The 14,677-nt window shown below is 40.0% G+C and carries 10 protein-coding genes and 1 pseudogene; 2 read left to right on the plus strand and 9 right to left on the minus strand.

Going from position 1 to position 14,677, the window contains the following annotated elements; all coding sequences use genetic code 11:
- Positions 1-283, plus strand: a 283-nt coding sequence (locus D3222_RS17740; RefSeq protein ID WP_198672854.1) for a transposase, incomplete at its 5' end; no start/stop codon positions are given.
- Between the two features lie 459 nt (positions 284-742).
- Here D3222_RS17740 and D3222_RS25105 read toward each other — a convergent pair.
- The 8 genes from D3222_RS25105 to D3222_RS17775 form a co-directional block, all read right to left on the minus strand.
- Positions 743-913: a hypothetical protein gene (locus D3222_RS25105; RefSeq protein ID WP_157975352.1), complete on the minus strand. Its 171-nt coding sequence runs from the start codon at positions 911-913 to the stop codon at positions 743-745.
- Between the two features lie 79 nt (positions 914-992).
- A complete protein-coding gene (locus tag D3222_RS17745; protein ID WP_118987368.1) occupies positions 993-2,135 on the minus strand; it encodes an RHS repeat-associated core domain-containing protein in 1,143 nt (380 codons plus the stop codon).
- A gap of 81 nt (positions 2,136-2,216) precedes the next feature.
- Positions 2,217-6,305 (minus strand): hypothetical protein, encoded by a 4,089-nt coding sequence (locus D3222_RS17750; RefSeq protein WP_118987336.1) that lies wholly within the window; start codon positions 6,303-6,305, stop codon positions 2,217-2,219.
- Between the two features lie 86 nt (positions 6,306-6,391).
- Positions 6,392-7,108, minus strand: a complete 717-nt coding sequence (locus D3222_RS17755) for an NlpC/P60 family protein (protein WP_157975353.1) — start codon at positions 7,106-7,108, stop codon at positions 6,392-6,394.
- A 52-nt stretch (positions 7,109-7,160) separates the two neighbouring features.
- On the minus strand, positions 7,161-8,342 hold the full coding sequence (locus D3222_RS17760; protein WP_118987338.1) for a hypothetical protein: 1,182 nt from the start codon (positions 8,340-8,342) through the stop codon (positions 7,161-7,163).
- A 1,022-nt stretch (positions 8,343-9,364) separates the two neighbouring features.
- The gene (locus tag D3222_RS17765) at positions 9,365-9,856 is read right to left on the minus strand and encodes a GlcG/HbpS family heme-binding protein (protein ID WP_118987339.1); all 492 of its coding nucleotides are present in this window, start codon (positions 9,854-9,856) and stop codon (positions 9,365-9,367) included.
- A 107-nt stretch (positions 9,857-9,963) separates the two neighbouring features.
- Positions 9,964-10,590: a response regulator transcription factor gene (locus D3222_RS17770; protein ID WP_118987340.1), complete on the minus strand. Its 627-nt coding sequence runs from the start codon at positions 10,588-10,590 to the stop codon at positions 9,964-9,966.
- Complete coding sequence (locus tag D3222_RS17775; protein ID WP_232832567.1) at positions 10,590-11,927, minus strand: sensor histidine kinase; 1,338 nt, start codon at positions 11,925-11,927, stop codon at positions 10,590-10,592. Before D3222_RS17775 ends, D3222_RS17770 begins: the two co-directional genes overlap by 1 nt.
- A gap of 718 nt (positions 11,928-12,645) precedes the next feature.
- Here D3222_RS17775 and D3222_RS17780 point away from each other — a divergent pair.
- Positions 12,646-12,783: pseudogene (locus tag D3222_RS17780) on the plus strand (pirin family protein); the annotation flags it as partial.
- Between the two features lie 83 nt (positions 12,784-12,866).
- On the opposite strand, the gene pckA reads toward D3222_RS17780, so the two are convergent.
- Positions 12,867-14,486: a phosphoenolpyruvate carboxykinase (ATP) gene (pckA, locus tag D3222_RS17785; RefSeq protein ID WP_118987342.1), complete on the minus strand. Its 1,620-nt coding sequence runs from the start codon at positions 14,484-14,486 to the stop codon at positions 12,867-12,869.
- Positions 14,487-14,677 lie beyond the last annotated feature (191 nt).

A 14,677-nucleotide genomic window follows, 5' to 3' on the forward strand; every position in this document is an offset into this window, starting at 1 on the left:
TGGATGGGGGGCGGGTTACAACAAAGCTCATCTTGTGAAGGAGTGGGCTTATGTTAGCAATATTGAGTTACATTACCTTCCTCCATACAGCCCAAATTTAAACCCGATAGAGCGATTATGGAAGGTCATGAATGAACAGGTTCGAAATAACCGTTATTTCGCTGATAAGCATGAATTTCGAGACAAAGTCTTCAAATTTTTCACCACAACGTTACCTGATATAGCGGACTCGCTGACGTCTAGAATTAACGACCATTTTCAGGTGCTAAAAACTGCATCTTGAAGTTTCTTGGGTATATTTTCACAAACCTTATTGTTTCTACCAAGAAAAACTTTATGTGATACGAAATTATTACAATCCCAAAATCATTAATTTAATTTTAAATGACGCCATCAACAATGTATTAATTTCGTACCAACACTGAATAATTAAAACCATTTTATACCCTTCATCCTTCAAGTTGCTGCTTTGTTGGCTGCTTGAAAGATGAAGAGTATATAAGAATTAATCATTCATCTAACTGCATATAATAATAACAATTAAAATAATTTAACAGTTAACCACTCATTATTTTTTCCTAATAATCTCTGGACGTCTTTAGAAACATCGGATTCACAGATATTGCGAATATTAAGTTATATTTTTTTCCTGCCTTTTTATTAGTGAGCTTCCTCCATTCATCTTTATCATTGAATTCTTTCTTAAATGCATTCACGCCATCCCCCAAATGACTGGTGCCACTCACCGGGTAATACGTTCACCATTAAACCCCGGAGTACCCCCGGATGGTATCATGGCAATTTGCCTTCCTCCCCAAGGAGTATAACCAGTTTGCCGTACCTGGCTGTTTTCACTGTTCAATGACAGTAAAATGCTATCCATCGGATCAGTAGCAGTAAGATAAAAGGTCATAGTCACTCCTGAAAAAGAAAAACAACATAATGTTGAAATACAATAGGATGTGAATGCTTCGTTATTACATTACCCACTATTACCATTTAACCACCGTTCTCCTTTGGTTGGCTGTTATCCAAGTATGTTGGATCATCGCTTTTTCAGTAGTAATTAATGAAGTTGACCAGAGTGAAGAGAGCGCAATTACTCTGTTATCGTACGATCGCTCTTTTTGAAAAATGGCTGGTAACAATGGAGGCAAAAAAGAACGTATAAGCTTCTTCTGATGATGCTGATTTTCAGACGGCTTCCAAGAATGAGTATACTGTTGATCGTTCTGTACATTATTGGATGTATCTGCTGTGTCATCATCATCCTGACTTTCCTCTCTCCGGCTAGCCAATTCTCCAGCCTGAAGCCCCACCTCTGCCAGAATATCACCCGCTTCAACTAAAGTTAGCGATTCACGCCAAGAAATATGAGTTCCTTTATGCGACAGTTCATCTAATTCATGATAAATACGAGGAGTATTAATCCCAATGCCAATACCAAAGAAAACCAGTGAAGTTATACCCAGGATCTTAGCAACGTGATCATTGCCCTCTGATTCCTCGGCAGCACTGGCAATAGACGTTGAGCTGGAGATAACATCCATAATGTTAGGGGCCAGCTTTTTAGCCAGTTTACCTCCCTTTTTCACAACAGATGAAAAGGTATCAACCGACAATTCACTACTGCCTGCAACCTCACTGCCCGCTGATGCCGCCATTTCTCCGCCAGCAACAATATCTATCCCTTCAATAGCAGCATCTGCTGTTTCAGTAACCGCGAGGGAAAGCCCACCAGTCACAACAGCAAGGGCTATTCCGATTACGCCAAAAACTATTGAAAATATACCTGTTGCACTCATATGCCCTGAAGGGTCAACCCGGTTAATGGGATCTCCCAGACAATATGAATAAGAATTAATACCTCCAGCCCCAAACGGACTCCAACTGTCCGTGTTACTAAAACGCATCAGTGTTGGGTTATAAGCCCGGTAACCATTCCCCAAGTGGCTGGTGCCACTCACCGGATCAATACGTTCACCGTTAAATCCTGGAACGCCACCAGCCGGTATCATAACTGCTGGTATCCCTCCCCAGGGGCTATAGCCAGTCTGTTGTATTTGACTGTTTTCGCAATTCAACGACAACAGTACGCTGTCCATCAGATCAGTACCAATCAGTGTTAGTGACATAAAAACCTCAAAATTGAATTGGTGTTCACCCACCCCAGTTACAGAGCAAGCTTCTCCCTTAGTGTTGCTCTAATTCCAGTGTCATGAAGGCGTAGTCACATCCTCTTCACTTATCCCCAAACAGGTATGGCCCAGTTTCACCTGTCGTTGCAGAGTTTGCGCCTCTACCTGAACCTCCACGCTCTGTTCTCCCCCTTGTGTGTAATACAGGAGATGCGTATCTCCATCAGTCACCACTTGCCGTATCAGTGTGTTGGTCGCATCATACCCGTACGTGCCCCCGGCAATAGGCTGCCCGTGGATATCATTACCGGATACACCAGCCAAACGACCAAGCGGATCATACGTCAGTGTCCGGCCAGCTTCATCGATCGTCATACGTCCGTTGGTGTCGTAACTTAGAAATATGCTGGATGGATAATATGTTGTGTTACTGTGCCGCACTTCTGTCAGCTGTGTCGGGTCATTAGCATTGCCATGAATAAAGGTGGCAGTATCCGTATCCGAGGTCGTCATGGTGTTATCAGTCCAGAACGTCGTGGCACAGACGGTGATATTTCCCAAAGCATCATAGGTAAACATCTGATCTTTGAGGTACATTCCATAGGAATCAGCTGGCGGCTCACTACCAGAAACTGTATATTCGACCAATCGGTGACGACTGTCATAGATGTAGCCTTCCTGTCTTAATATTGTCCCTCCCTGAGTGGTAATCCGGCTTTCAACCTGACTATTTGTATAGTAAGTGGTGGCAATACTCAGTTGGCTAACCCCATTCTGATCGGTGATGTCCCGCTGTATTTCGCGACTCATATCATCGTAATTAAGCTCAAGGGTCAGCGAATATGATGTCTCCTTGCTGACAGTTTTACGTGTTAACACTCGTCCCAATGCGTCATAAGCAATCGTCACAGTAGCCGCCGGATCATCCAATGTAATCAGTCGGCCATAACTATTATATGTCACAATCTGTATTGCACCGGTGACATCAATATATTGCTGTGGCCGTCCCATCAGGGTATAGACATAGCTTGCCGTTCTCGTCGGTACTCCCACCGGTACCAGTGGTGATATCTCCTCGCTGCTGAGATTCCCTTGAAGGGTGTAGCTCATAGTCTGGGATTGACTGTCGGTCTCATTGGTGCTAACCGGCAATCCGGTGACCGGGTCATAAACCACAGTTTGCATAATGACCGGTGTACAATCAGCATTGTTGGCGGTGACACCGCTTACTGCCTCATTCAATTGCAGAATGTAATCAATATTGACCACCTGTCCCAATGCATCAGTGATAATGTTTGGCGAAGAAAGTTGGATACCCTGATAGTTTGGTGTATCACTGTAGCCATAGGTCATGCTACGCCCGCAATTTGTCTGGGCTGTCAGCCGGTGAAGTCCATCGAAGGTTTGTGTTCCTAAAACTATTGGTGTTGCACCAACGCTGGTACCATCAGTAATTGAGATACTACTAATCAACGGCTTGGATGAACCTGCATAATAAGTTTTATTGACCGTTGAATTCTCCGGCAGGGTGGTCTGGCTGACCCGGCCATAGGCATCATAAATCCATTGTGTGATGCTACCAACCTCATCCTCTTCCTGACGTAATTGCCCCAAGCCATCATACGTGCGAGTCACATACCCTAGTGGTGTTTGCGTATGGTCAAGATGTGTTACACGGATCGGTTTTTTCTGAGGATTGATATCAACTTGCTGATAGCCTGTACTAATGCCAGATGCGGTGGCACACAAAAGTGCTGTTGTAACAGTCTCGTTGTTCACTGTGCTGGTGACAGCCGGGTTATAAGTTGATGTGATGGTGACAGCATTGGAATCATCCTCTGTACCATCCGTTATCATCACTGTCGCTGGCCGCCCCCAATCATCGTAGCTAATTGTCTGCTGACGCGTTGACGAAGGTACAGGAGAAGTATCCTCACTAGGCTCATTAGGGTTAGTGTAGTCAAAGGACTGGCGCAAAACCACGCGCCCCATAGCATCATAAGCCTGCTTCCCAATGACATACAAAATGTCAGCTAGGAATCCCGGAGCATTACCGTTAACAGATGTACTAAGGGTGCGTCCCATACCATCAAATGTAGTTACCTGCTGATTGCCATTAGCATCCTGACGAACAGTACTAGCTTTTGTGTCATCCCGACCAGGAGTTAAGGTGTAACTTATGGTTTGAGTAGTCTGGTAGGTGCTGTCACCCGCGTTCAGCGTTTTCTGGGTGACTCGTCCTAACAGATCGTAATCAAAGGTGGTGACATTACCCTGGCGATCAGTTAATGAAGTGACCTTACCGCTATAACACGACTGGGAACGGTTGACAGTAAATGACAAGTTATCTGGGCTAGTAAAAGTCACATCTTGGTAGAGTGTCGTGCCATCCTGAATGGACACATTGAAGGTTGCCGTACTGATAAATGTCTGATTAGGATCATCAAGACCAAAAACCGTCGAAGTAATCTGTGTAATTTGCCCTAGCCAGTCAGACTGGCTGTCAGTGGTATAGTCAGTAACTTTGGTTAACAGATGTATGTCATTTCCATTCAGTTGGCTGTAATGGTCTTCTTGCACCTGAATAATTGCCTGCTTTCCCGCCATCGGAGCACCATTCGCCGCCAAACAATCAATGGTGGAATAACGGTACTCCACACGCTGTGTGGGAACATCATCATAACTTGTCGTTGTCGCCGCCGGGACAATAGTTTGAGACTGGACAAATCGGGTTATCCCATTCGGATCAGCTGGGCATAGCAAGGTGATATTATCCTCAGCATAAGTATTTTGATCACCAGGGTAGTAAGTGTATGTAGTTAATGTCCCATTGTTATCTGTCGTACCATCAGGTGACTGGCTGGTCAACATGTTACCAAACTCATCAAAGGTGAAAGCTGTGACCTCCGCACGAGAGTTCGTACCGTCAGAGTACGTAGTGGTTTGACTGGTAAGACATTGATATTGATCCGGTTGCTGATCAAGTGATAGCCCATTCTCAGCATAATAGGTGATATCTATAGTAGTGCTCGCCGCATAACCAGCCTGGGTGACGACTTTCTGTATCAACAGATGATAATTGTTGTAAGTACGCTGAATGGACACTGCGACTGCACCGTCCCCTGTACCACTTGAAACGCCAGCAGTGGAAGAATAGCTGAAAGAATCATCCAGTTGCTGCAAACAGTTATCCTGATAGTCTTGGTAGTTGTTCATGCCGGGGTAACCATACCCCAAGTAATTATTAGACGACCAATTATAATTCGTCACAATATCTGGCTGGCCCGCACCAGGGCTCTGGATAGATTGTGTTACAGCAGGCAAAGCCGTTTTTACACCGGCCTGTGAAGGAAAGTTCATCGCACCCGATTCATATTGCACGCTTTGGGTATAACCCGTCGGAGCAAGGATTCCTGTCAACAGCTCATTACTCATTCCATTAACAACAGAATAGGTGAGTGTCCAAGTGAATACAGGATCAACAGCAGCATTGGTGATTTGTTGAAGGTATTCATTACCCTTAATTAACGTAATAGAATATGCCTCATCCACTACATTCGGCCAGAAATGGAACGTGGCCTCCGTGTCCGAATAATCCCCCTGAAATAAGATGTTTTCGCTTTCGTCTACAATATTTATCAGACGCATACTGTCACCATAGACGTTCCAAGCATAGGTAACATAGTGTCCAACTGGGGTACAAGTCAGAGCCGGCATATATAAGACAGCACTCACATAGCGCAGGATATCGACTGTGCCGTTTTTGTAGACCACACGATACTGATAACCTTCACCTGGTGCTTGTTCTTTATAGACCACAAAATTATCAAGTTTTTTCTGATTAACCTCCAATTGAGTGCTGCCGGAAACAGTAGCCGGATCATTCAAATAGTACTGCTCACCCGTATTTAGAGTCAGTTGCTTAGTATCGTAGTTATAGCTGGATAAACCCAACGAACATCCAATACCAACATCATAGGGATTGTCAGAAAGAAACGGGGAATAGCTAATAGACAGTTGTACTGACGGCCCAAGGTTGTTATTAGCAGGTAGCGAAGCCAACAGGAAATTAGCTGTTGCCCAGCCGGTGCGCGGGTCAACATAAAGTCCTTGACCAGAAGAGCTAGTAAAATTGGTCTGAGCTTGTGATGAAGATGTTTGAGACATAATGGACCTCGTTAGAAAAAAAAGAGAAAACGATGATTATTTGGGAGTTAGCAGAAAAAGCAGCTAACTCCACTTTAATTAAATTCTCAGTCTCTCTTGAGGTGGCGGTAATATCCTACGATATATTTACTAAATCTACTTAATTGATTATAACCACTCGGTCTATTCCCCATATGATTAAGTATTTTATCTTCACCAAGATATATCGCAGTATGATTGGCGGTTGGACCATTTATCTGCATTAAAATAACATCGCCTTCTATTAATTCACGTTTAGAAATAGAATAAAACCCCTCACGTTCTATATTGTTAAGAAAAATATCATCATCTCTTTCACTTTTTTGGTAATCATTCAGTTTGATATCGTATTTTTGCTTATAAAAATCTTGTATAAGTGTATAGCAATTAAATTTCTCCTGAATAAAAGGCCGACCTACCAAATCCATTTCATTGTCAGGAAATATAAATGACATAGTTTTAGACTCGTATGAGAGACTTAATACAGGTAACTGAAGCTCATTACAGTACCTCTGTTCCCTTTCTTTACATTCACTATTATCTTTCATTCTACCCAGAATAGCATACGCAACAGTACCAAGCTCTCTAACAGTATTCAGGTCCGTTTCAGAAATACGGGAATAATTTGTGGTAAGTTCTGAAGTATTCACACACCAGAATTTTTTTATATTACCTACTTCTGGATAATAACTCACACCACATATAAGGTGAGGTGCGGCAATATTTATTGCATCTTCAATGTCTTTAGGGAATGAGTTATTCGTACATTCACATTTAGTAATCATGAAATTAATCCTCATATAATAATATGCTGTAGTCTGCCCTACTTTCTTTTAATTATGATGATGCTTCGTAGTACAAATAGTCATTCCCTTCAGAATAAATTGTAAATTTTCCCACATTCCCATACTGATCTTTAAACTCAGCAGAAGTAGAATTTGTCGATGTATTCCAATAGCCAACAGGACATGTATTAGTACTCCGTACATTCAAATAACAAATACCTGGAGATTCGTTAATTGGCCCACTGACATAGTAGGTATAACTTCCCTGATCAAAATGAAACCCGACATTTTGTTGCGACTGGCCAAAATAAGCAGAAAAGTCAACACAAACAGACATCCAGTAGGAATTGAGCTTTTCATAAAATTGAACGCCTGGATCACCCCCATCGTCCCGTGTTGTTACAGAAGAAATATAATATCCATCCTCTGAGATGTTTAAGTAATATGTGGTCCAATAGAAATTATAAGCCTCACATCCACCAGGGTTGGAGCCTGAATTAGAGGGATGGGAGGTTGGTCCTGATGTAAATGAAACATTGCTTGTATCATACACTTTTGGCTCTAATGCTTGGACGGTGAGATGTGTACCTCCACTACTCGTTCCAGCCCCCCAAAAACCGCTATGATCATTCTCACCAGTGGAATAGGTTCCATCAGGTACACCATATGAATCACTAACACTCAACGCTACTGCCACATCCATAGATGCACCAGTCGATTCATTAGACATAATATATAGATGCAACTGGATCACTCCATCATTGATGGTAGCAGCAAGAACCTGAGTCTCGACCAGATAGGATTGATTTCCAGTAGCGTTGACCAGATTACAAAACCCATTTTCTTCTTCAGAGAAAAACCAACTTGCTGAGGAGGCTTCGCTCATTGGCGTATTTTGGGTATCTTGATAAGACGTCGGGAAAAAATTATCGGCAGTCAGGACACTTGTCATATCGACATACCAAGAGTTGTCTGACGCTTTGACTACGGGAGCACTATCAGGAGGAACTAACTGCCCATTATCATCAGTTGTCCATCCCGGAGTAGTAGTGTCGGCCGGAAACTGCATAATGACAAGAATGTCTGCTTGGTTTAACCCATTACCATAAATTTGCCCCGTTGTCAGTGATGAACTGCCATTAAATTCTATGTTGATGCTATTACCACTAGATTTTAGGTAATAGAAGGGGGAGGTAGGATCACTAGCGTCGAGATTGATTGATTGTTTTATCATATTAAACCTCATGTAGCAGAATAAGAGAAGTCTGTGGCTACACACCCATGTTCTCTTACATCTGTATGGATAATTAAATTACAAACCATTCATATTGATGCCTATTTACAAGCAACCTTATCGTTAGTTCATTTACGTACCACAAAGATTCCATACATAACAGGATACAACTTTCAAATAGCCATAATTAAAAACTTCACGGTGACAAATACCTATAAGAAAAATCACCATGGTAATACTTAGTTAATATCTAGTTTTCCATTTCGTCAAATAAGATAAGAAAAATATTTTTATTTCATGAATAGATAATTAACATCAAATCTGATTTATTCATAATATTGCAAGTTATTAAAAACAACCATCAAACATAAAAAACCGTCAATAAATAACTACATTTTAGTATTATACAATAACAAAAATATAAAAAACAAACAAAACAATATTCTAACCAAAATAACAAATAGAGTCGATTGAATAATTTTTTATTTTAATTATCATAATAAAACCTAAAGTTAAATTTTTTATTTATAGACAAAACTATCATTGATACATTACATTGCAAATGAAAAAATCCACATCATTTCATATTTAATTTTTATATAATATCGTGATAATATAAAAATGAATTTTAAATCCGACACAGAATAAACAATTGGGAATCAATGTAACTTAACAATGAAAGTTAATAGTTTATTTATCAAACCAGGATAATATTAATGTCGACAGAAGTGATTTTATAATCAAAAGAAATATGTCCGATGGCGTATATAACACATCGGACATATTTAAAATAAGAAATTTAAATTTACTTTATAACCAGACACAAACCATAACAACAATGAATTATTATAAACACGCCATTAACCAAGAATAAAATCCATTGGATATAAGATTTGTTTTTTAATTTTTCATTCCATTAAAAATACTATCCTGTAAGATATTAATTTCCCATATTAATATAATAATAGATTAATTACATTTTAATATTATTATTAAATTTGTAGAAATTCATATTTTAAAGTTTAAAGATCTGATGAAATTTTCTGAATTGCATCAAAAGCACACTGTTGGTCTAAAGAACCACTCGGAGCGCCACCAATACCAATTGCACCAATCACTTCATTATCACCAGATTTAACAGGAACACCACCACCAAGTAATAGGAAGCCTGGAATATCCCCTAAATATTGAGCACCAAGATTCGATTGTGCAGTTTTCATTACATCCTCTGACGTTCTCTGGGTAGATAATGCGGTATAAGCTTTCATTTTGCTCGCCTCAACGGTATGCAACCCGGCTTTATCCATACGCTGAACCACTTTCAAAACCCCACTTTTATCAACAACAGAAACCGTTACGTTGTAGTTATTAGCCGCACAAGATTGAATTGCCCAAGAAGCTAATTTATTTGCTACCTCAAGGGTAATGTTACGTTCAGTAATTAGTGATGAAGCAAAAGCAGATTGAGCAAATAAACCTGCTGCCAAAACAGTATAGAGAAGAGAATGTTTCATAGGTAAACCTCATTAAGTTTAAGTTGATGAATTATCCTGTTCTAACTTAATGAGATTTATCGGCTATATCTATTCGGCCAATTACTTATTCTACTTAGTAAAAATACTTAGTCATAAGATAATGACTTAAATAACTCATACTCTTTTACTAATTGTGGTAAAGAATGTATATCTAATTTATGAAATATATTGGCACGATGAACCTCAATGGTACGTGGTGATAACGATAACTGTTGAGCAATTTGTTTACTGGTTTTACCTTCCAGAATAATTTTCATCACCTCCCTTTCACGTTCAGATAACTGGCTAAATTTCGTTTTCAACTGCTCATATATCTGACGTTGCTTAAATACTTTCTGATGAAATAATAATGCACTTGAAACTGTTTCAATTAATAAATCCGCATCAATAGGTTTGGTTAAAAACTCGAAAGCCCCGTTCTTAAAAGCACGACGACAAATATCAATATTTCCGTGTCCGGTCATGATAATAACCGGCAATGTACTATTGAGTTTTAAAAGATCGTCCTGCAATGCCAATCCAGGTTTTCCCGGCATACGAATATCCAATAAAATACATCCCTGAAGCGCTGCAATATTCTTGCTACCAATTTCATCAAGAAACTCTTGCGCACCAGGGAATGAATTTACCTGCCAATTCATTGTTTCTAATAACATAGATAATGAGTCACGGATCGCTTCATCATCATCAATAAGATAAATCACTGCCGCCATTATTTCTCCTTACCTTTATTAGTTGGTAACCAAATAATAAAACACGCCCCTCCTGTTTCGCAATTTCCAGCATTAATATCACCACCAAGTTTATGAATTAATGTTTCTGTTAACGTCATTCCCAATCCCATACCTTGTTGGCGTGTTGTGAAGAATGGAATAAACACGTTCTTTAAAGCTTCATCACTTAATCCAGGACCACCATCTGTTATCATGATTTTTATCATGTCATCGATATAGGTGATATCGATGCAGATCCAATTTTGATATTCTGGCCGACCTTGCTCTTGCTGTGCCTGAATGGCATTGCTGATTAAATTATGAAATATTTGCTCAATCCACAATGGCTCGGCAGATATCATTGGCAGTTCATCACCAATATGCTTTATTATCTTTACCTTACTGGCCTTAATTTCACTATCGAGCAATATCTCAACTCGACCTAATATCGCTTGAATATTTACAGGTTGTAAAATAATACTCCCAGTCGTTAATTTTTGACGGTATTGCGTTAATAAATTTGCGATGCGTTGAGTTTGCAAAATTGATGAATCCAGTATTGGCGTCACTTTATCATATTGCTGTTTTTTCATTAACCGCAATGCGGTTTGGTTATAACTCATAATCGCCGTCAAAGGCTGATTTAATTCATGAACAACACCTGTTGCCACTTCATCCATTGTATTTAAGCGGGTAAATTCAAAAAAATGTGCTCGTAAATCAGAAATTTTCCTCAATCTTTTATTCTTCTGAATTAAAAAAATAAAACAGATAATCACTGCCCATAAAAAACTCAGACAAACAATATAGCCCCACGGAAGTTTAGACCATTGTTGATCGTTACCCACTTTAAGCACAAAAGGCTGAAAACGATTGGTTAACTTTTTCTCCCAGTTCCAAAAATAGTGCTCTTTCTCCAGCCCATATGTAACCAATGGGCGATTATTCCAATCCAGTTGTACCATTCGGAATTGTGACAATAATGATAGATCTTTCATCAGGATATTAAGATCTATTAATAACCGGATGCAATCGCGTTTACTATTAAGCCAATATCTTCCCTTTCCCTCTTCACTGATTATAGGGAATATTAATACATTCATTGGCATCTCTTGTAATCCGACGATTTGTGGAAAATTTTCCTGTAGCCGATCTAATTCGATATTAGTATCCGTTAGCGATACAATCGCGTCATGTTGTGCCAGCTTTTCACTCAGCTCTCGATAAAGAATATTAAATGAAACTGTTTGTTGTTGATAATTCTGATTTAGTGAATGATTAATCATTCCCCAAATAGTCAAACCGGTTAACACAATCCACGCCAAGAAATGCCACATATAATTACCTGAAAAGATATCTTTCATGACGTTAAAATACAGTCAGAATATATAAAGGAAACAGCTATTAGACAGAATGAGTTGAATTCTAGAGAACATTTGGCATTGAGCAGCATATTAAAATTCATTACAGCGTAATTATTTAATCAAAACATTTCTTAAAATAAATAGTTGGCTATGGTAAATAAAATTCCAGCTCTAGCTTATTCTGTCTAAGCATGTTTCAGCTCCTAATCAAATTATTTCGACAGATAGACCCCAAATAAGGGTTTACGGTAACCCTTGTTAAGACTCTTAATATCATGTCAAATTTACTGAATAATTTAAAGTAATCACTTAACAAATCGACTCAGTGAAATAGTTTTCTTTCCCTTGATCATCACATCGACATTCATAAAAATAGTAATATTTATCAAATTGTTAAGATGAATCTCCACCATTATTCCATATTTGACCAGAAAAAACACTTTACAATCGATAGTGATAATTATTATCATTCGTATCGCTTTCAGATGAACTGCCTTCGGGGTACAGATGAAAGCACGACATTGCTCACATTGCTTCCAGTGTTTACTTTAGCCAGCCAAGTGCTGGCTTTTTTTTATTAATTAATTCAATCACCAATTATTCAAAATATTTGAATTTATAGGTCAGATTTTTAAGCTTTAATGCTATCTCTTCTCAATTAGACTGTAAAAACCATTGAGGAGATTTGAATATGATCCATTTACGCAAAGCATCAGATCGCGGCCATGCCGATCATGGCTGGTTAACTAGCTGGCATACCTTCTCATTTGCCAACTATTACGACGCCAATTTTTTGAATTTTTCAGCACTGAGAGTGATTAATGATGATAGTGAAATATTACTGTTTGGCCTTCCTCCGATATGAACATCAAATAAACCTCATCCTCACGGATGAGGTTAAAAAATTTACAATTACAGTTTAGGACCCGCTTTTACTAAAGCTTCCCCCGCCGGGGTATCGGTATATTTATCAAAGTTGTCGACAAAACGATGCGCCAAATCTTTCGCCTTCTCTTCCCACTGAGATTTATCTGCATAAGTATCACGTGGATCAAGAATATCGGTATCAACACCCGGTAACACAGTCGGAACCGCCAGATCGAAGATCGGTAATGTCGTGGTATCAGCTTCCTCAATATCACCACTTAGGATGGCGTCAATGATTCCACGGGTATCCTTAATAGAGATTCGTTTACCGGTACCATTCCAGCCCGTGTTCACCAGATAAGCCTTGGCACCTGCGGCCTGCATGCGTTTTACCAAGACTTCCGCATATTGAGTTGGATGCAAGGTCAGGAATGCGGCACCAAAACAAGCAGAAAATGTAGGTGTTGGTTCAGTCACACCACGTTCGGTACCGGCTAATTTTGCCGTAAAACCAGATAGGAAGTGATATTGAGTCTGTTCAGGTGTCAGACGGGATACCGGAGGTAACACGCCAAATGCGTCCGCAGTCAGAAAGATGACCTTAGTTGCATGACCCGCTTTGGAAACCGGCTTAACAATGTTTTCAATATGGTAGATAGGATAAGAAACACGGGTGTTTTCAGTTTTTGAACCATCATTGAAATCAACCGTGCCATCTGCCAGTACAGTCACGTTCTCCAGCAATGCATCACGTTTAATTGCATTGTAGATATCAGGTTCCGCTTCTTTGGATAGATTGATGGTTTTCGCGTAACAGCCCCCTTCAAAGTTGAATACGCCGTCATCATCCCAACCGTGCTCATCATCACCAATCAGCTTACGTTTTGGATCAGTAGAAAGTGTGGTTTTACCTGTACCCGACAAACCGAAGAAGACCGCAACGTCCCCTTTCTCACCCACGTTGGCAGAACAGTGCATCGACGCAATACCTTTCAGTGGCAACAGGTAGTTCATCATAGAGAACATCCCTTTCTTCATTTCGCCACCGTACCAAGTACCACCGATAAGCTGCATACGCTCTGTCAGGTTGAACGCAACAAAGTTTTCAGAGTTCAACCCCTGCTCTTGCCATTGCGGGTTGGTGCATTTCGCACCGTTCATCACAATAAAATCGGGTTTGAACTCAGCCAACTCTTCATCTGATGGACGGATAAACATGTTTTTAACAAAGTGGGCCTGCCACGCAACTTCTGTGATAAAGCGGACTTTCAGTCGTGTATCTGCATTAGCACCACAGAAAGCATCAACCACAAACAAACGTTTGCCTGAAAGCTGTTTAGTCACCAAGCTTTTCAGATATGTCCATGTTTCCTGCTGTAATGGTTTGTTATCATTTTTACCTTTTCCCTGATCAGCCCACCATACGGTGTCACAGGTAACATCATCACGAACAATGTACTTATCTTTAGGGGAACGACCAGTGAAGATCCCCGTATCGACAGCCACAGCCCCCAGGTTGGTCAGAGTGCCACTCTCGCAGCCTTCAAGTGAAGGTTCGGTTTCTTCTGAAAATAACAATTCATAGCTTGGATTATAAATAATTTCGTTAACATCATGGATTCCATAGTCCGCGAGTTCCTGCGGGGTAATGCCTTTAACACTCATGTTATTGCTCCTGGGTAGTCACGCTTTTTCTGTAAGCAATAATAAATAGTTATGATTAATTAACAGCGATAGTTATCAAAAAATTGAAAACCCACTATTTTTTTGAGTTTAATCTGGGGCCAAAGACACAAAAGCAGTTTTGAGTATTATGGATATTGATAGAAAGGCGCGGATCCGCGCCTTAAAAGGTG

The sequence above is a fragment of the Photorhabdus sp. CRCIA-P01 genome (assembly GCF_003545805.1).
In the GTDB taxonomy this organism is placed as follows: Bacteria; Pseudomonadota; Gammaproteobacteria; order Enterobacterales; family Enterobacteriaceae; genus Photorhabdus; species Photorhabdus antumapuensis.

What these genes read in the sequence shown, in the direction of transcription:
- D3222_RS25105 (WP_157975352.1), bottom strand. Translation starts at nt 913, where the DNA reads ATGACCTTTTATCTTACTGCTACTGATCCGATGGATAGCATTTTACTG.
- D3222_RS17745 (WP_118987368.1), bottom strand. Translation starts at nt 2,135, where the DNA reads ATGTCACTAACACTGATTGGTACTGATCTGATGGACAGCGTACTGTTG.
- D3222_RS17750 (WP_118987336.1), bottom strand. Translation starts at nt 6,305, where the DNA reads ATGTCTCAAACATCTTCATCACAAGCTCAGACCAATTTTACTAGCTCT.
- D3222_RS17755 (WP_157975353.1), bottom strand. Translation starts at nt 7,108, where the DNA reads ATGATTACTAAATGTGAATGTACGAATAACTCATTCCCTAAAGACATT.
- D3222_RS17760 (WP_118987338.1), bottom strand. Translation starts at nt 8,342, where the DNA reads ATGATAAAACAATCAATCAATCTCGACGCTAGTGATCCTACCTCCCCC.
- D3222_RS17765 (WP_118987339.1), bottom strand. Translation starts at nt 9,856, where the DNA reads ATGAAACATTCTCTTCTCTATACTGTTTTGGCAGCAGGTTTATTTGCT.
- D3222_RS17770 (WP_118987340.1), bottom strand. Translation starts at nt 10,590, where the DNA reads ATGGCGGCAGTGATTTATCTTATTGATGATGATGAAGCGATCCGTGAC.
- D3222_RS17775 (WP_232832567.1), bottom strand. Translation starts at nt 11,927, where the DNA reads ATGTGGCATTTCTTGGCGTGGATTGTGTTAACCGGTTTGACTATTTGG.
- pckA (WP_118987342.1), bottom strand. Translation starts at nt 14,486, where the DNA reads ATGAGTGTTAAAGGCATTACCCCGCAGGAACTCGCGGACTATGGAATC.